This window comes from Agromyces sp. NPDC058104, from assembly GCF_042884835.1.
Taxonomy (GTDB): domain Bacteria; phylum Actinomycetota; class Actinomycetes; order Actinomycetales; family Microbacteriaceae; genus Agromyces.
This window is the reverse complement of record NZ_JBHVTD010000003.1, coordinates 553,330-571,571: the sequence shown is the minus strand read 5'-3', so window position 1 is coordinate 571,571 and position 18,242 is coordinate 553,330. Positions and strand designations below refer to the sequence as shown.

Genomic DNA, 18,242 nt, shown 5'->3' with positions numbered 1-18,242 from the left:
GTCGCCTCCTAGTCTGAGGGAGTGAAGTCGATCCGGAAGTTCACCGTCCGTGCCGTCGTCCCCGCCCGCCTCGGCGCCCTCGAGGAGCTCGCGGCGAACCTCCGTTGGGCCTGGCACGAGCCGACGAGACGGCTCTTCGCGCACATCGACCCCGACGGGTGGGCGCGTTCCGAGCGCGATCCCGTGACCTTCCTCGGCGAGGTCGATCCTGCCCGGCTCGACGCCCTCGCGGGCGACGACGAGTACGTCGCCTGGGCGGACGCCGAGCGCGACGGCCTGCGAGCCTACCTCGCCGAGCCGCGCTGGTACCAGGGGCTCGGCGGCGAGACGCCACGGCTCGTCGCCTACTTCTCGCCCGAATACGGCATCGCCGCCGCGCTGCCGCAGTACTCGGGCGGACTCGGCATCCTCGCCGGCGATCACCTGAAGGCGGCCTCCGACCTCGGGGTGCCGATCGTCGCCGTCGGGATCTTCTACAAGGCCGGCTACTTCTCGCAGTCGATCTCGTCGGACGGTTGGCAGCAGGAACGGTACCCAGTGCAGGATCCCGACGGACTGCCGCTGAGCGTCCTCCGCCTCCCCGACGGCAGTCCGGTGCAGATCTCGATCGCGCTGCCCGGCGGGGCGCTGCTGGCGGCGCGCGTGTGGAAGGCCGCCGTCGGCCGGGTGACGCTGCTGCTCCTCGACACCGACGTCCCCCCGAACGCCGACGAGCTGCGCGGCGTCACCGATCGGCTCTACGGCGGCGGCAGCGAGCACCGGCTGCTGCAGGAGCTGCTGCTCGGGATCGGCGGCGTGCGGGCGATCCGCGCGTGGTCCGAGCTCACCGGCTCGCCCGACCCCGAGGTGTTCCACATGAACGAGGGGCACGCCGGGTTCCTCGGCCTCGAGCGCATCTCGAGTTATATCGGCGAGGGCCTCGCCTTCGACGAGGCGCTCCAGCTCGTGCGCTCCGGCACGGTGTTCACGACGCACACGCCCGTTCCCGCGGGGATCGACCGGTTCGACCGCGCCCTCGTCGAACGCTACGTCACGGCCGAGCTGCTGCCGGGCGTCGACCCGGCCGACGCGCTCGCGCTCGGCGTCGAGCCCGGCTCCGACCCGGTGACGAGCGCCTTCAACATGGCCATGATGGGGCTCCGCCTCGCCGGGCACGCCAACGGGGTCTCCGAGCTCCACGGCGCTGTGAGCCGGCGGATGTTCGGCGCGTTGTGGCCGGGCTTCGACGCCGACGAGGTGCCGATCACCTCGATCACCAACGGCGTCCACGCGCCGACGTGGACCGACCCTGCGCTCGTCGCGCTCGCCGAGCGCACCCTCGGCACCGACGACAGCGAGCACGCCGACTGGCTGAGCCCGGCACTCGCCGACGCCCAGCTCTGGGCGGTCAAGCGCGAGATGCGCACCCGTCTCGTCGACGACGCCCGCCGCCGGCTCGCCGCGGGCTTCGTCGAGCAGCACCCCGGGGCATCCGCACCCGACTGGATCACGGGCGCCCTCGACCCCGAGGTGCTCACCGTCGGCTTCGCCCGGCGGGTGCCGACGTACAAGCGGCTCACCCTGATGCTCCAGGATCCCGAGCGCCTGACGGCGATCCTCACCGACCCCGAGCGGCCGGTCCAGTTCGTGATCGCCGGCAAGTCGCACCCCGCCGACGACGAGGGCAAGCGGCTCATCCAGCAGCTCGTCCAGTTCGCGGCGCGACCCGGGCTCCGCGAGCGCATCGTCTTCCTGCCCGACTATGACATGGCCATGGCGGAGACCCTGTACCCGGGCTGCGACGTCTGGCTCAACAACCCGCTGCGCCCCCTCGAGGCGTGCGGCACCTCCGGCATGAAGGCGGCGATGAACGCCGCGCTCAACCTCTCGATCCTCGACGGCTGGTGGGCAGAGTTCGCCGCGGACGACTTCGGCTGGGTCATCCCGTCGGCCGATTCGGCCGGCGACGCGGGTGAACGCGACGCCCGCGAGGCGGCGGCGCTCTACGACCTCCTCGAGCACCGCATCGTGCCCGCGTTCTACGATCGGCCGGCCGCGGCCGATCCGGCCCAGACCGGGTACTTCGAGCGCGACGCCGACCGGGTCCCGGCCGAGTGGGTGCGGATGCTCCGTACCACCCTCGCCCGGCTCGTTCCCGAGCTCGGGGCCGACCGCATGGTGCGCGAGTACGTCGATCGCCTCTACCGGCCCGCGGCCGCGCGGTTCGGCACCATGCGCGCCGACGACGCACGGGCGGCGCGGGGCTTCGCGGCGTGGGCGGCGAAGGTGCGGGCCGCCTGGCCGCAGGTCGCGGTGCTGCACGTCGAATCGGGCGGCCTCGACCAGCCCGCGGTCGGCGACGAGCTGCACGTGCGCGCCGAGGTCGCGCTCGGCGGGCTCGACGCCGCGGACGTCGCCGTCCAGCTCGTCTCGGGGCGCAGCACGGCCGCCGACGACCTCGCCGATCCCGAGCGGACGCCGCTCGCATCGACCGGCGGCGGCAGCTGGGAGGGCACCGTGACCCTCGATCGGGCCGGCTCCTTCGGTTACACGGTGCGCGTCGTGCCCGCGCACCCGTTGCTCGCGGACCCGTCCGAGCTCGGCCTCGTCGCCGTCGCCGGCTGAGTCCGGCGTCGAGTCGGCTCAGCGGTCGCGGGCGATCGGCGCGTAGTGGCCGTCGGTGACGGCGATGAGGTCGTCGGGTGCGAGTTCGAGGTCGAGACCGCGGCGGCCTCCGGACACGTAGATCGTCTCGCACAGGATCGCCGACTCGTCGAGCACCGTCGGCAGCGGGGTCTTCTGCCCGATGGGGCTGATGCCGCCGACGACGTAGCCGGTCTTGCGCTCGGCGAGGCGCGGGTCGGCCATCTCGGCGCGCTTGCCGCCGAGCGCCGCTGCGAGCGCCTTGAGGTCGAGCTGCCGGGCGACGGGCACGATGCCGACGGCGAGCTCGCCGTCGATCTGTGCCAGCAGGGTCTTGAACACCCGGTCGGGGTCGAGGCCGAGCTTCTCGGCGGCCTCGAGCCCGTACGCCTGGGCACGCGGGTCGTGCTCGTAGGCGAGCGCCGTGAACGCGACGCCGGCGCGGGCGAGGGCGAGGGTCGCGGGCGTGCCGGCGGCGGAGGCATCCGTGCGCCTGGCCATCACGCGCCGCCCTCGGCGCGGAACAGCCGCATCGACGGCCCGGTGATCGCCACGCGCTCGCCGGGACCGTGCGGCGCGGCCGGTTCGGCGCCGCGCCCGCCCGCCGGAGACTCCTCGGCCGAGTCCCAGAGCAGCGTGTACCCGGTGAGGCCCGGCGCGGCGGGCAGCACGACCTCGGCCTCGGTCTCGCGCGCGTGCACGACGAGGAGGATGCGATTGGGCGCCTCCGTCTCGGGGGTCGACGCGGCCAGGTACTGGAGGGTCCGCTCGGCGGGGGAGTTCCAGTCGTCGGCGTCCATGGTCTCGCCGTCGGCGTTGAACCAGTCCATCTGCGACGCGCTCGGGATGCGTTCGCCGCTGCGGCCGAACCGGATCGGGCGCAGCGCCGGATTCTCGGCGCGGAGCCGCAGCAGGTGCCGCGTCGTGGCGAGCAGCTCGTCGGCGAAGCGAGGGCGGTCCTCCGCGGCCCACGCCAGCCAGGTGAGCGGGGAGTCGTGGCAGTACGCGTTGTTGTTGCCGCGCTGGGTGCGGCCGAACTCGTCGCCCGCGGTGAGCATGGGCACTCCGGCCGAGAGCAGCAGGGTGCCGAGCAGGTTCCGGATGCTGCGACGGCGCGCCGCTCGGATCGCGGGATCCTGCGCCTCGCCCTCGACGCCGTGGTTGTACGAGTTGTTGTTGTCGGTGCCGTCGCGGTTCTGCTCCCCGTTGCCGAGGTTGTGCTTGACGTCGAACGCGGTGAGATCGGCGAGGGTGAAGCCGTCGTGGGCGGTCACGAAGTTCAGGCTCGCGAGCGGGCCCCGCTCCTGCGAGAACGTGTTCGACGAACCGGCGAGGCGGGTGGCGAAGCGGCCGATGCCGCTGCCGGCCGAGCCCGTCTCGCGCTCGCGGCGCAGGTCGCCGAGCCAGAAGTCGCGCATGCGGTCGCGGTAGCGGTCGTTCCACTCGCTGAACCCCCCAGGGAAGTTGCCGGTTTGCCAGCCGCCCGGGCCCACGTCCCACGGTTCGACGATGAGCTTCGACGACCCGAGCACCGGATCGGCGAGCATGCGCTGTAGCAGCGGATGATCGGGGGAGTACGCGCCGTGATCGTCGCGCCCGAGGGTCACGCCGAGGTCGAGGCGGAACCCGTCGACCTGCAGCTCCTCGGCGAAGCAGCGCATCGAGTCGAGCACGAGCCGCACCGGTGCCTCATGTCCGAAGTCGAGGGTGTTGCCGCAGCCGGTCGTGTCGACGTAGTGCCCGTGCGCGTCGTGCCGGTAGTAGCTCGCGTTGTCGATGCCGCGGAAGCTGTACGTCGGCCCGCGCCTGCCCTCCTCGGCGGTGTGGTTGTAGACGACGTCGAGCACGACCTCGAGGCCCGCCTCGTGCAGGCGTCGCACCATGCCGGCGAACTCGCGCCGCACGGCGTGCGCGCCCTCGGCCTGCGCCGCGGCGCTCGCGTACGGCGCGTGCGGGGCGAAGAACGCGAGCGTGTTGTAGCCCCAGGCGTTCACCCGCCCCTGGCGCACGAGCCGCTGCTCCGAGACGAAGGCATGCACGGGCAGCAGCTCGACGGTCGTCACCCCGAGGCCGGTGAGGTACTCCAGCGAGGCGTCGTGGGCGAGCCCGGCGTAGGTGCCGCGCAACGCCTCGGGCACGGCCTCGTTGAGCTTGGAGAAGCCGCGCACGTGCGTCTCGTAGACGACGGTGCGGTCGAGCGGCACGCGGGGCTTCTGCACCCCGCCCCAGTCGAAGCCCGACTCCTCGAGCGGGCCCAGCACGACGCCGCGCCACGAGCCGTCGTCGGCGCGGGCGAGCCCGCGGGCGTAGGGATCGAGCAGCGTGTGCACGGGGTTGAACGCGTGGTCGAAGTCGGCGGGGCCGTCGACCCGGAGTCCGTAGTGGGCGCCGGGCACGAGCCGCGCCGACTCGCCCGACCACACGCCGTGCGCGTCGCGCGAGAGCGGCGTGCGCTCGACCGCCCAGTCGAGGTCGTCGGGGTCGAACACGACGAGGTCGATCGCGCTCGCATGCTCCGACCACACGCGGATCCGCCCGCCGTCGGCGCCGGCGCGGACGCCGAGGGCGTCGAGGGCGTCGGGCGCTGGCATGCGTTCTACAGTAGTTCTTGCGGGCGATCGGCCTGCAAGCGCGTGCAGGCGGCGCGCCGGAGCATCCCGCCTGTTCGTCGGAGCTCTCGGGAGGGTGCATGGTCTACCTCGACCACGCGGCGACCACGCCGATGCTGCCCGAGGCCGTCGCGGCGCTCACCGCGGCGCTCGCGGTGGTGGGCAACCCCGCGTCCATCCACAGCGCGGGCCAGCAGGCGAAGCGGGTGCTCGAGGAGTCGCGCGAGCAGGTCGCCGCGACCCTCGGCGCCGACGGCATCGAGGTCGTCTTCACGGGCAACGGCACCGAGGCGGTCAACCTCGCGATCAAGGGCCTGTGGTGGCAGCGCAGCGCGGTGGAGCCCGCCCGAGCCGGCGCGACCGGCGTCGCGCGCCGCCGCATCCTCGTCCCGGCCGGCGAGCACCACGCCACGATCGACGCCGTCGAGTGGCTCGCCGAGCACGAGGGCGCCGAGGTCGTCGAGCTCCCGATCGACGAGACGGGCCGACTCCGGCTCGACGTGCTCGCCGACGAGCTCGCCCGCGATGCGGCGTCCGTCGCACTCGTCACGATGCTCTGGGCGAACAACGAGGTCGGCACGATCCAGCCCGTCGAGGAGGTCGCTCGCCTGACCGCGGAAGCCGGCGTGCCGCTGCACGTCGACGCGATCGCGGCCTACGGGCAGGTGCCCGTCGACTTCCACGGCCTCCGCCGGTCGACCGCGGCGCCGCGCGGGGCGGGCCTCGTCGCGCTCAGCGTCTCGGCGCACAAGATCGGCGGGCCCGCCGGCATCGGCGCGCTCGTGCTCGACCGCTCGGCCGCGGTCGAGCCGCTGATCCACGGCGGCGGGCAGCAGCGCAAGGTGCGCTCGGGCACGCAGGACGTCGCGGCCGCGGCGTCGTTCGCGGCGGCGGCGACAGCGGTCGCCTCACGGCTTGGCGACGATGCCGCGAGGATGTCGGCGCTGCGCGACCGGCTCGTCGCCGGGGTCGCGGCCGCGGTGCCCGAGGCGCGCCTGTCGGGAGCCCACGGCCCGGGGGCGTCCGTCCGGCTGCCGGGCAACGCGCACTTCTCCTTCCCGGGGTGCGAGGGCGACTCGCTCCTCTTCCTCCTCGACGCGGCCGGCGTCGCCGTCTCGACCGGATCGGCCTGCCAGGCCGGCGTGCCAGAGCCCTCGCACGTGCTCATGGCGATGGGGCGGAGCGAGGCCGACGCCCGCGGCGCGCTGCGGATCACCATCGGGCACACCTCCACCGACGCCGACGTCGACGCGTTCCTCGCGGCGCTGCCCGCGGCGCACGCGCAGGCCGCGAAGGCCGGGCTCGCGGCGAGGGCGACCTCGTTCGACCGCTGAGCCCCGCCCGAGCCGGCTCCGCCGTCGCCGTCGCCGTCGCCGTCGCCGTCGCCGTCGCCGTCACCCGAATCGGGTGATGCACGCGGTGTCGCGCCCGTCCTAGGCTGCGGCTGACACTCGCATGCAGTCCGGCGACACCGAGGCCGCCGGCGAGAACCGGGGGGCGTGGAATGACCGATCAGCAGGTTGCGGCGATCGCAGCGCAGTACGACGACGAGGCGACGGCGAAGACCGACTTCGCCGAGGTCGCAGCGCACTTCAAGGACTCCGAGCACAAGCACGAGTCGTTCGACGCGGCACTCATCCGCCGTGGGCTGGGCGGCGAGCTCACCGTCGTCGAACGCGAGCTCAGCGGCCACCACAGCGCCCGGACGGGCCTCGGGGTCGGGCTCGCGACGGGACTCGCGGTGGCGCTGTTCCCCGCCGTCGCGCTCGGCGGCGCGCTCGTGGTCGCCGGCGGGTCGGGAGCGGGCATCGGCGCGATCGCCGGCCACCTCGCCCGCAAGTCGCCCTCGAAGGACCTCGCGGCGATCAGCGAGACCCTCGACGCCGGCAGCGCCGGGATCGTCGTGGTCGTCGACCCGGCGGACGCCGACGAGGTCGCGACGCTGCTCGCGAGCGCCGCGAAGGTGACGAGGAAGGACCTCGCGGTCGACCGCGACGAGCTCGACGACGAGGTCGACGAAGCGTACGAGTGAGGCCGCGGGGCATCCGTTCAGGCGGCCTGCCTACACTGGAGGGGTGAAGGTTCTCGCAGCGATGAGCGGCGGCGTCGACAGCGCCGTCGCCGCTGCGCGCGCCGTGGAGGCCGGGCACGAGGTCGTCGGCGTGCATCTCGCGCTCAGCCGCATGCCCGGCACCCTCCGCACCGGCAGCCGCGGCTGCTGCACCATCGAGGACTCGATGGACGCGCAGCGCGCCGCGAACGTGCTCGGCATCCCGTACTACGTGTGGGACTTCTCCGAGCGGTTCAAGGCCGACGTCGTCGACGACTTCATCGCCGAGTACTCGGCGGGGCGCACCCCGAACCCGTGCATGCGCTGCAACGAGCGCATCAAGTTCGCCGCCCTCCTCGAGAAGGCGCTCGCGCTCGGCTTCGACGCCGTCGCGACCGGCCACTACGCGAAGGTCGTCACCGGCGACTCCGGCGCGCTCGAGCTGCACCGCGCGAACGCCGAGTCGAAGGACCAGTCCTACGTGCTCGGCGTGCTCACCGCCGAGCAGCTCGCCCACGCCTACTTCCCGCTCGGCGACACGGCCTCGAAGCAGCTCGTGCGCGCGGAGGCGGCGGAGCGCGGGCTCAGCGTCGCGCAGAAGCCCGACTCCTACGACATCTGCTTCATCCCCGACGGCGACACGAAGGGCTGGCTCGCCGAGCGCGTCGGCACCGAGACGGGCGACATCGTCGACCGCTCGGGCGCCGTCGTCGGCTCGCACGAGGGCGCCCACGCGTTCACCGTCGGCCAGCGCCGCGGCATGCGCCTCGGCACCCCGGCCGCCGACGGCAAGCCGCGATTCGTGCTCGAGGTGCGCCCGAAGGAGAACACGGTCGTCGTCGGCCCGAAGGAGGCGCTCGCGATCGGGCTCATCGCCGGGTCGCGCTACTCCTGGGCCGGCCTCGGCCCCGTGGCATCCGGCCTGGTGACCGCCGACGGCGAGCCGTTCGACTGCGAGGTGCAGATCAGGGCGCACGCCGACCCGGTGCCCGCCTCGGCCGTACTCGAGGGCGGCGAGCTCGCCGTCACCCCGGTGCAGCCGCTCGATGGCGTCGCGCCGGGCCAGACCGCGGTGATCTACGTCGGCACGCGCGTGCTCGGCCAGTTCACCATCGACCGCACGGTCAGCGCGGTGCCGGTCGAGGCGTAGCGCCGTCGCTCCACCCCGCTGTCGGGGGCGCCTCCTATGATGGCGATGTGAGCGAGACCCCCGCCGAGAACGAACTTCCGACCGATTTCGCCGCGGCTCGTGCCGAAGCCGACGCGCTCACGACGCGCATCGAGGGCGCCCGTCTCGCCTACTACGGCGACGGCGACTCCCCGCTCTCCGACGCCGAGTACGACCTCGCGTTCCACCGGCTCGAGGCGCTCGAGCGCGCCTTCCCCGAGCTCGCAGGGCAGGACAGCCCGACCCAGCAGGTGGGCGCCGCGATCGTCTCGGCCGGCTTCCCCGAGCACGAGCACGCCGAGCGCATGCTGAGCCTCGACAACGTGTTCTCGATCGACGAGTTCCGCGAATGGGCCGCGAAGGCGCAGGCCGCGGCCGGGCGCCCCGTGCACTGGCTCTCCGAGCTCAAGATCGACGGCCTCGCCATCAGCCTCGCCTACCGCGACGGCGTGCTCGAGACGGCGACGACCCGCGGCGACGGCCGGGTCGGCGAAGACATCACCGAGAACATCGACCTGATCCCCGTGATCCCTCGACGGCTCGAGGGCTCCGGGTTTCCGCCTTTCTTCGAGGTGCGCGGCGAGGTCTTCCTCCGCACCGTCGACTTCGAGGCGCTGAACGAGCGCCAGCACGCGCTGCAGGCGGCGTTCGAGGCCGACTGGCTCGCGAAGGGTCGACCCGCCGACGCCGTGCCGACGCGCTACCCCGAGTTCGCGAACGCCCGAAACACGGCGGCAGGCAGCCTGCGCCAGCGACGTGAGAAGAAGAGCGGGTTCGAGCTCGAGCTCATGCGCGAACGGCTCGGCCGGCTCTCGCTCTACCTGCACGGCATCGGTGCGTGGGCGTCCCCCGAGGTCCAGGCGCAGTCCGAGATCTACGGGCTGCTCGCCTCGTGGGGGCTTCCGGTCTCGCCGCACTCCCGCGTGTTCCCGTCGGTCGACGAGGTCGCCGACTACATCGTCGACCGGGGCGAGCACCGCCACGACGTCGAGCACGAGATCGACGGCATCGTGGTGAAGATCGACGAACTCGAGCTCCACGCCGAGCTCGGGGCGACGAGCCGGGCGCCGCGCTGGGCGATCGCCTACAAGTACCCGCCCGAGGAGGTGCACACGAAGCTCCTCGACATCGTCGTCGGCGTCGGCCGCACCGGCCGTGCGACGCCCTACGCGGTGATGGAGCCCGTGAAGGTCGCCGGCTCGACCGTGCGTCAGGCGACGCTGCACAACCAGCAGGTGGTGCGCGCCAAGGGCGTGCTCATCGGCGACACGGTCGTGCTCCGCAAGGCGGGCGACGTGATCCCCGAGATCCTCGGCGCGGTCGAGCAGCTGCGCGACGGCAGCGAGGTCGAGTGGCACATGCCCGAGCGCTGCCCCGAGTGCGGCACGCCGCTGCGGGCCATGAAAGAGGGCGACATCGACCTGCGCTGCCCGAACGCGAAGTCCTGCCCAGCGCAGGTCCGGGGCCGCGTCGAGCACATCGGCTCGCGCGGAGGGCTCGACATCGAGGCGCTCGGCGAGGTCACCGCCGCGGCGCTCACCCAGCCGTCGGTGCCCGCCGAGCCGCCGCTCGCGACCGAGGCGAGGCTCTTCGACCTCACCCTCGATGAGCTCGTGCCGATCGAGGTCGTCGTCCGCGACGCCGAGACGGGCGAGCCGAAGTTCGACGAGACGAGCGGCGAGCCGGTGAGGCGTGCGCCCTTCCAGAAGGTGCGCATCACCTACCCGCCGGGCACCGAGCAGCTGACGCCGTCCGAGCGCCGCGCGGCGGGCGTGAAGAAGGACTTCCGCGACGTGGGTCCGTCCGAGGCGGCCACGAAGCTCCTCGCCGAGCTCGAGAAGGCGAAGACCAAGCCGCTCTGGCGTCTCATCGTCTCGCTCAACATCCGCCACGTCGGGCCCGTCGCGGCGCGCGCGCTCGCCGACTGGTTCGGCTCGCTCGACGCCATTCGCGCGGCGTCGCGCGACGAGCTCGCCGAGGTCGACGGGGTGGGCGGCATCATCGCCGACTCGCTGATCGACTGGTTCGGCGTCGACTGGCACGTCGAGATCGTCGACCGGTGGACGGCGGCGGGCGTGCAGTGGGCGACGCCCGGTCACCCGGGCCCCGGAGCGGCCGCCGCGGCCGGGGGAGTGCTCACCGGGCTCACCGTCGTCGCGACCGGCAGCCTCGAGGGCTTCACCCGTGAGGGCGCCCAGGAGGCGATCATCGCCGCCGGGGGCAAGGCGGCGTCGAGCGTCTCGAAGAAGACCGACTTCGTCGCCGCGGGCCCGGGGGCCGGGTCGAAGCTCGCGAAGGCCGAGGAGCTCGGCATCCGGGTGCTCGACGCGGCGCAGTTCGCCGTGCTGGTGAGCGAGGGGCCCGTGGCACTCGACTGAACGCGGGCGCCCGGGGGCGGCGCCGGAGAGCGGGGGACATGACGAACGAACCGGGCGAATCCGGCGCGCAGGAGGGCGAGGGCGCGGGTCCGGGCGGGGCAGCGGAGGTCGCCGCGACGCGACGGGACTTCCTGAAGCTCGGGGGCGCGGCGGCGGCCGGGGCGGTCGTGGGCGGTGCCGCGGGTGCGGCCATCACGTCCGCGGTCGCCGGCGCCGGGAGCCCCCCGCCGAGCGCGAGCCCCGGGGCATCCGGCGGCCCGATCGCCCACTGGGTGGTGCTCATGGGCGAGAACCGCTCGTTCGACAACCTGCTCGGCCGCCTCTACACCCCCGATGCCCCACCCGATGGCGCGGACTTCGCCGGGCTCGCGTTCGGCGACTTCGCCAACGACGACCGCGACGGCACCCGCGTCGCGGCGCACGTCTACGACGGGCCGACCGACGCGATCATGGGGCGTCCCGACCCCGATCCCGGCGAAGAGTACCCGCACGTGAACACCCAGCTCTTCGACGTCATCGATCCGGCATCGAACGAGGGCCGCGGGGTCGGGAGGATGACCGCCCCGTTCAACGCGCCGGACGACCCGTCGGCGCCGGCGATGAGCGGCTTCGTGCGCGACTACCGCTCGCATCTCACCGCCCTCCGCCGCGGCGCCGAGCCGAGCGACCACGAGGTGCGGCAGATCATGGGCGGCTTCGCGCCCGAGATGCTGCCCGTGCTCTCGACGCTCGCACGCGAGTTCGCGGTGTTCGACCATTGGCACTGCGCGGTGCCGTCGCAGACGTTCTGCAACCGCTCGTTCTTCCACGCCTCGACCTCGCACGGATTCGTGACGAACGTCGAGAGCGGCGGCTACCGCAAGTGGCTCGACGCGCCCGCGGCGCCGACGATCTTCAACCGCCTCGAGGAGGCGGGGCTCTCCTGGCGCGTCTACTTCGACGAGCTGCAGCTCATCTCGTTCACGGGCTTCCTGCACGCCCCGGTGCTCGAGAAGTACTGGCGCACCGAGCACTTCGCGACGATGGCCGACTTCGAGCGCGATGCGGCCGACGGCACCCTGCCCGTCTACGCGTTCATCGAGCCCCGCATGGTCTACGACCACAACGACTTCCACCCGCCGGTCGGGCGCCTCCGCGAGGGCGAGGCCGACGGCGAGCTCATCGTCGACAGCGCCGTCTCCGACGTGCGCGCGGGCGACGCACTCGTGCACCGGGTCTACGAGGCCGTGAAGAACGGCGCCTCGCCGACCGGATCGAACGCGCTCAACACCCTGCTCCTCATCACCTTCGACGAGCACGGCGGCACCTACGACCACGTCCCGCCGCCCGGGGCGACCCCGCCCGGCGCGAACGGCGACGACGAGCAGGGCGAGATGGGGTTCGCCTTCGACCGGCTGGGCGTTCGGGTGCCGGCGATCGCCGTGTCGGCGCACACCAGGGCCGGCACGGTCGTGAACGACGAGTACCACCACGCCGCGCTCATCGCGACGCTCGCGCACGAGCACGGCCTCCGCGAGCTGACCGATCGCGATCACGGGGCCCGGCGCCTCGACGCGGTGCTGAACGCCGACGCCCCGAGACATCCCTCGACGTGGCCGTCGCCGACGCCCCAGTACGTGCCGCCGAATCCCGAGGCCGCCGACCACCCAGGCAAGCAGCATCCCGACCGCCCGCTCAGCCCGCCCGCCCGGGGCCTGCTGGGCCTCCTGATGGCGAAGTTCGCGCCCGACGAGCCGGTGCCCGAGACCTACGCCGGCGCGCTCGATGCGCTCGAGCGGCACGGGCACGGCCTCTTCGGCGCACCCCGATAGAATCGTTGGATTCCCACCACGAGACGACGGAGCAGCATGTCCGAAATCAGTGCGGAGCAGGTCGCGCATCTCGCGAACCTCGCACGTATCGCGCTCACCGACGAAGAGATCGGGCACTTGACGACCGAACTCGCCCAGATCATGCACGCGGTCGAGAAGGTGAGCGAGGTGGCCACGCCCGACGTGCCGCCGACGAGCCACCCGATCCCGATGCAGAACGTGTACCGCGACGACGTCGTCGGCAACACGCTGACCGCTGAAGAGGCGCTCTCGGGCGCCCCCGAGTCCGACGGCTCGCGCTTCGTGGTCACCGCGATCCTGGGAGAAGAGCAGTGAGCGACGAACTGATCCGCCTGTCCGCCGCCGAGCTCGGCGAGAAGCTCGCCGCGGGCGACGTCTCCTCGGTCGAGGCGACGCGCGCGCACCTCGACCGCATCGCCGCCGTCGACGGCGCGGTGCACGCCTTCCTGCACGTCGAGGGCGAGCGCGCGGTCGAGACGGCCGCCGAGATCGACCGCCGTCGCGCAGCGGGCGAGGCCCTCGGCCCGCTCGCCGGCGTGCCGATCGCCATCAAGGACGTGCTCGTCACGAAGGGCATGCCCTCGACCTCGGGCTCCCGCATCCTCGAGGGGTGGATCCCGCCCTACGACGCGACCCCGGTCACGAAGGTCCGCGAGGCGGGGCTCGTCCCGCTCGGCAAGACCAACATGGACGAGTTCGCGATGGGCTCCTCGACCGAGCACTCGGCCTACGGCCCGACCCACAACCCGTGGGACCTCGACCGCATCCCCGGCGGCTCGGGCGGTGGCTCGGCCGCGTCGGTCGCCGCGTTCGAGGCGCCGCTCGCGCTCGGCAGCGACACGGGCGGCTCGATCCGCCAGCCCGCGCACGTCACCGGCACCGTCGGCGTGAAGCCGACCTACGGCGGCGTGAGCCGCTACGGCTCGATCGCGCTGGCGTCGAGCCTCGACCAGATCGGCCCCGTCACCCGCACCGTGCTCGACGCGGCGCTGCTGCACGACGTCATCGCCGGGCACGACCCGCTCGACTCGACCTCGCTGCCGATGACCTGGCCGTCGATGGCCGATGCCGCGAGGCGCGCGGATGTCTCGGGCCTCCGCATCGGCGTCATCAAGGAGCTCGACGGCGAGGGCTTCCAGCCCGGCGTGCGCCAGCGCTTCCACGAGGCGCTCGAGCTCCTCGAGCGAGGCGGCGCCGAGATCGTCGAGGTCAGCGCCCCGCACTTCGAGTACTCGATCGCCGCGTACTACCTGATCCTCCCGGCCGAGGCCTCGTCGAACCTCGCGAAGTTCGACTCGGTGCGGTTCGGCCTGCGGGTCACGCCCGACGGCGCCGGCACGGTCGAGCAGGTCATGGCCGCGACCCGAGAGGCGGGCTTCGGTCCCGAGGTGAAGCGCCGCATCATCCTCGGCACCTACGCCCTCTCCGCGGGCTACTACGACGCGTACTACGGCAGCGCCCAGAAGGTGCGCACGCTCGTGCAGCGCGACTTCGACGCCGCCTTCGAGAAGGTCGACGTGCTCGCCTCGCCGACCGCGCCGACCACGGCCTTCAAGTTCGGCGAGAAGCTGGCCGACCCGGTCTCGATGTACCTCAACGACATCGCGACCATCCCGGCGAACCTCGCTGGCGTGCCCGGCATCTCGGTGCCGACCGGCCTCGCCCCCGAGGACGGCCTGCCCGTGGGCATCCAGTTCCTCGCGCCGGCGCGCGAGGACGCCCGCCTGTACAACGTCGGCGGCGCGCTCGAGCAGCTGCTCGTCGCCGAGTGGGGCGGCCCGCTCCTCGGCAAGGCCCCCGACCTGTCCGCTCATGAGCTCTCCGCGACCGAGGAAGGCGCACTCTGATGGCCCGCGCTGAACTGATGGACTTCGACAAGGCCCTCGAGCTCTTCGAGCCGGTGATCGGACTCGAGGTGCACGTCGAGCTGAACACCACGACGAAGATGTTCTCGTCGGCGCCGAACCCCGCGAATTCCGCGTTCCACGGCGCCGAGCCGAACACGCTCGTCTCGCCGGTGTGCCTCGGCCTGCCGGGTTCGCTGCCGGTCGTGAACGGCGACGCCGTGCGCAAGTCGATCTCGCTCGGGCTCGCGCTCGGCTGCTCGATCGCCGAGTCGAGCCGCTTCGCGCGCAAGAACTACTTCTACCCCGACCTCGCGAAGAACTACCAGATCTCGCAGTACGACGAGCCGATCGCCTTCGACGGCGAGCTCGAGGTCGAGATCGAGGGCGGGAAGACGTTCATGATCCCGATCGAACGCGCCCACATGGAGGAGGACGCCGGCAAGCTGACGCACGTCGGCGGCGCGACGGGTCGCATCCAGGGTGCCGAGTACTCGCTCGTCGACTACAACCGCGCGGGCGTGCCCCTCGTCGAGATCGTCACGCGACCGATCTTCGGCGCCGAGGCGGACGCCCCGGCGCTCGCGAAGGCCTACGTCGCGACGATCCGCGACATCGCCCTCGCGCTCGGCATCTCCGAGGCGCGCATGGAGCGCGGCAACCTCCGCTGCGACGCGAACGTGTCGCTGCGGCCCCGAGGCCAGGAGAAGCTCGGCACCCGCACCGAGACGAAGAACGTGAACTCGTTCCGTTCGATCGAGCGCGCGGTGCGGTACGAGATCCAGCGGCAGGCGGCGATCCTCGCCAAGGGCGGCACGATCACGCAGGAGACGCGCCACTGGCACGAGGACACCGGCACCACGAGCCCGGGCCGTCCGAAGTCCGACGCCGACGACTACCGCTACTTCCCCGAGCCCGACCTCGTGCCCGTGGCGCCGTCGGCCGAGCTGATCGAGGAGCTGCGTTCGGCGCTGCCCGAGCCGCCGGCCGCCCGTCGCCGCCGGCTGAAGGCCGAGTGGGGCTTCACCGACCTCGAGTTCCAGGACGTCGCGAACAGCGGCCTCGTGAACGAGGTCGCCGAGACCGTCGCCGCGGGTGCCTCGCCCGCCTCCGCCCGCAAGTGGTGGACGGGCGAGCTCACCCGGCTCGCGAACGCCTCGGAGCGCGACGTCGCCGAGCTCGCCACGCCGGCGCAGGTCGCCGAACTCGCGGCGCTCGTCGATGCGGGCACGCTCACCGACCGCCTCGCGCGCCAGGTGCTCGAGGGCGTCGTCGCGGGCGAGGGCTCGCCGCAGGAGATCGTCGACGCCCGGGGGCTCGCGGTCGTCTCCGACGACGGGGCGCTCATCGCCGCGATCGACCAGGCGCTCGCCTCGCAGCCCGATGTGCTCGCGAAGATCCGCGACGGCAAGGTCCAGGCCGCCGGTGCCGTCATCGGCGCCGTGATGAAGGCGATGCAGGGCAAGGCCGATGCCGCACGCGTGCGCGAGCTCGTGCTCGAGCGGGCGGCCGCCGCCGAGTAGCGTCCGCCGACCGAGGGCCGGGCACGACGTTCGCGTCGGCCCGGCTCTCAGGCGTTTCCGGGGGAGGACCGCGAGAATCGAACTCCCCTTCACGATCAGCGAGGACACCATGGGATTCTTCGATCGACTCTTCGGATCACCCGAGCAGCCCGCACCGCGCCAGGTGCCGCCCGCACCGGCGCAGCGACTCAGCGACGACGAGCTCGCGCTCGAGCGCTACCGCTACCTGCTGCGCACCGCACCGCCCGAGTCGATCGAGCAGGTGCACGCCGAGGCCTTCGCGAAGCTCACGCCCGAGCAGCGGGCCGCCGTGTACCGTTCGCTCGCCGATCAGGCTCCCCCTGGGGCGCGCCTCGTGTCGGACGAGCCGTCGGCGCTCGCGCGGGCGGCCACGCGCGCCGAGCTCCGCGAGCCCGGCAGCATGGAGCGGGCGTTCCGCGGGGCGGATGCCTCCGGCGCACGCGCGGGCCAGGCCGGCCCCTCGTTCGGCCAGATGTTCGGCAGCTCGCTGCTCGGCACCGTCGCGGGGGTCGTCATCGGCTCCGCCGTCGCGCAGGCGCTGCTGCCCGACCCCTCGGCGTTCGAGGCCGGCGGTGCCGAGGCGGGCGCCGACGGCTCCGCCGACGCGGGCTCTGCGGACGCCTCCGCCGATGCGGGTGCGGACTCGGGCGGCGACTTCGGCGGATTCGGCGACTTCGGCGGCGGCGACTTCGGCGGCGGGGGCGACTTCGGGTTCTAGCCGTCGGCGAGCATCCCGGCGACGGCGCACGAGGGCCGCTCGCGCACGGGGCGGCCTTCGCCCGGGCGCGCCGCTCACGGGGCGGCCGTCGAAGCCGGGTGTCGGCGGGCTCGGTTAGGGTCGGATCATGAGCAAGCAGGACGGCTCGTCGCGGCAGGTGACGACGGGCCCCGTCGACGACTCTGCGACCCCGATCCTGCACGTCGACATGGACGCGTTCTTCGTCTCGGTCGAGCTCCTCAAGCGACCCGAGCTGCGCGGCAGGCCGGTGCTCGTCGGCGGTGCCGCCGGGCGGGGCGTCGTGTCGGCCGCGAGCTACGAGGCCCGCCGCTACGGGGTGAACTCGGCGATGCCGATGTCGATCGCCCTGCAGCGTTGTCCGAACGCGGTCGTGCTCCGCGGCGACTACGCGAGCTACTCGCGGTACTCGAAGGAGGTCATGCGCATCTTCGAGTCGATCACGCCGCTCGTCGAGCCGCTGTCGATCGACGAGGCCTTCCTCGACGTCTCGGGTGCGCGCCGCCTCCACGGGCGGCCCGCCGAGATCGCCTGGACGATCCGTCGGCGCGTGCACGACGAGACCGGGCTGACCTGCTCGATCGGGGTGGCCGCGTCCAAGTACGTGGCGAAGGTCGCGTCGAGCCGGGCCAAGCCCGACGGTCTCCTGGTGGTGCCGGCGGCCGACACGGTGTCGTTCCTGCACCCGCTGCCGGTCTCGGCGCTGTGGGGCGTCGGGCGGGTGACCGAGGAGTCGCTGACGCGGCTCGGGCTGCGCACGGTCGGCGACGTCGCGGCGATGCCGGCTGATGCGCTCGAGCGCGCGGTCGGTCCCGCCCTCGCCGGCCGGCTGACCCGGCTCGCGAACGGCATCGACCCCCGCGACGTCGAGACGGCCCGGTCCGAGAAGAGCATCGGGCACGAGGTGACGTTCGGGCACGACCTCACCGACCCCGAGCAGATCCGTCGCGAGCTGCTGCGGTTGTCCGACGACGTCGCCGTTCGCCTGCGGCGCGCCGGGCTGGTCGGTCGCACGGTCGTCCTGAAGCTCCGCTACGGCGACTTCCGCACGGTCACGCGTTCGCGCACGCTCGGCGAGCCGACCGACGTGGCGCGCCGCATCTACGACGAGGCGCAGTCGGCGCTGCCCGAGCTGCTCGGCGACGGTGCGCGCATCCGGCTGATCGGCGTACGCGCCGAGCATCTGCGTCCCTCGGGCGGCGGGGCGATGCTGTGGGACCCTGATGAGGAGTGGCGCGAGGCCGAGCGCGCGGTCGACGAGGTGACGGCGCGGTTCGGTCGCGGTGCGGTTCGCCCGGCCGCGCTTGTGCGAGCGGGCGAAGCCGCGGCCCGGGTCGAGTCGATGCGGCGCAAGGCCGCCGACCCCGAGGCGCGCGCGCGGCTCGCCGCCGAGCGGTCGGAGCAGTCGGAGGCCGCCGAAGGTCGCGCAGGGGTGGATCGAACCCAGTTCGGCGGGTAG

At 73.2% G+C, this 18,242-nt stretch carries 13 protein-coding genes; 11 read left to right on the top strand and 2 right to left on the bottom strand.

The window, feature by feature from the left end; genetic code table 11:
• Positions 1-21 precede the first annotated feature (21 nt).
• On the top strand, positions 22-2,604 hold the full coding sequence (glgP, locus tag ACFVTH_RS16560; protein WP_387093211.1) for an alpha-glucan family phosphorylase: 2,583 nt from the start codon (positions 22-24) through the stop codon (positions 2,602-2,604).
• Positions 2,605-2,622: 18 nt separating this feature from the next.
• On the opposite strand, the gene ybaK is transcribed toward glgP, so the two are convergent.
• Both ybaK and glgX read right to left on the bottom strand, forming a co-directional pair.
• Positions 2,623-3,123, bottom strand: a complete 501-nt coding sequence (ybaK, locus tag ACFVTH_RS16555; protein WP_387093208.1) for a Cys-tRNA(Pro) deacylase — start codon at positions 3,121-3,123, stop codon at positions 2,623-2,625.
• Positions 3,123-5,213: a glycogen debranching protein GlgX gene (gene glgX, locus ACFVTH_RS16550; RefSeq protein ID WP_387093205.1), complete on the bottom strand. Its 2,091-nt coding sequence runs from the start codon at positions 5,211-5,213 to the stop codon at positions 3,123-3,125. The genes ybaK and glgX overlap by 1 nt, the downstream gene beginning before the upstream one ends.
• Positions 5,214-5,311: 98 nt before the next feature.
• Here glgX and ACFVTH_RS16545 point away from each other — a divergent pair, with 98 nt between their 5' ends.
• The 10 genes from ACFVTH_RS16545 (at position 5,312) to ACFVTH_RS16500 (ending at position 18,242) form a co-directional block, all read left to right on the top strand.
• Positions 5,312-6,565, top strand: a complete 1,254-nt coding sequence (locus ACFVTH_RS16545) for a cysteine desulfurase family protein (protein ID WP_387093202.1) — start codon at positions 5,312-5,314, stop codon at positions 6,563-6,565.
• A 170-nt stretch (positions 6,566-6,735) separates the two neighbouring features.
• Entirely contained in the window at positions 6,736-7,263 is a 528-nt protein-coding gene (locus ACFVTH_RS16540) for a DUF1269 domain-containing protein (protein ID WP_387093200.1), read from the top strand.
• A 43-nt stretch (positions 7,264-7,306) separates the two neighbouring features.
• Positions 7,307-8,431 carry a tRNA 2-thiouridine(34) synthase MnmA gene (gene mnmA / locus ACFVTH_RS16535; protein ID WP_387093197.1) on the top strand — a complete coding sequence of 375 codons (1,125 nt, stop codon included), beginning with the start codon at positions 7,307-7,309 and terminating at the stop codon, positions 8,429-8,431.
• 47 nt (positions 8,432-8,478) lie between these two features.
• Complete coding sequence (gene ligA, locus ACFVTH_RS16530) at positions 8,479-10,827, top strand: NAD-dependent DNA ligase LigA (protein WP_387093194.1); 2,349 nt, start codon at positions 8,479-8,481, stop codon at positions 10,825-10,827.
• Between the two features lie 38 nt (positions 10,828-10,865).
• A complete protein-coding gene (locus tag ACFVTH_RS16525; protein WP_387093192.1) occupies positions 10,866-12,638 on the top strand; it encodes an alkaline phosphatase family protein in 1,773 nt (590 codons plus the stop codon).
• A gap of 36 nt (positions 12,639-12,674) precedes the next feature.
• Positions 12,675-12,974, top strand: a complete 300-nt coding sequence (gatC, locus tag ACFVTH_RS16520) for an Asp-tRNA(Asn)/Glu-tRNA(Gln) amidotransferase subunit GatC (RefSeq protein WP_022887882.1) — start codon at positions 12,675-12,677, stop codon at positions 12,972-12,974.
• Complete coding sequence (gene gatA, locus ACFVTH_RS16515) at positions 12,971-14,506, top strand: Asp-tRNA(Asn)/Glu-tRNA(Gln) amidotransferase subunit GatA (RefSeq protein ID WP_387093189.1); 1,536 nt, start codon at positions 12,971-12,973, stop codon at positions 14,504-14,506. Before gatC ends, gatA begins: the two co-directional genes overlap by 4 nt.
• Entirely contained in the window at positions 14,506-16,026 is a 1,521-nt protein-coding gene (gene gatB, locus ACFVTH_RS16510; protein ID WP_387093186.1) for an Asp-tRNA(Asn)/Glu-tRNA(Gln) amidotransferase subunit GatB, read from the top strand. Before gatA ends, gatB begins: the two co-directional genes overlap by 1 nt.
• Positions 16,027-16,135: 109 nt before the next feature.
• Positions 16,136-16,765 (top strand): hypothetical protein, encoded by a 630-nt coding sequence (locus tag ACFVTH_RS16505; protein ID WP_387093183.1) that lies wholly within the window; start codon positions 16,136-16,138, stop codon positions 16,763-16,765.
• A gap of 127 nt (positions 16,766-16,892) precedes the next feature.
• On the top strand, positions 16,893-18,242 hold the full coding sequence (locus ACFVTH_RS16500) for a DNA polymerase IV (RefSeq protein ID WP_387093180.1): 1,350 nt from the start codon (positions 16,893-16,895) through the stop codon (positions 18,240-18,242).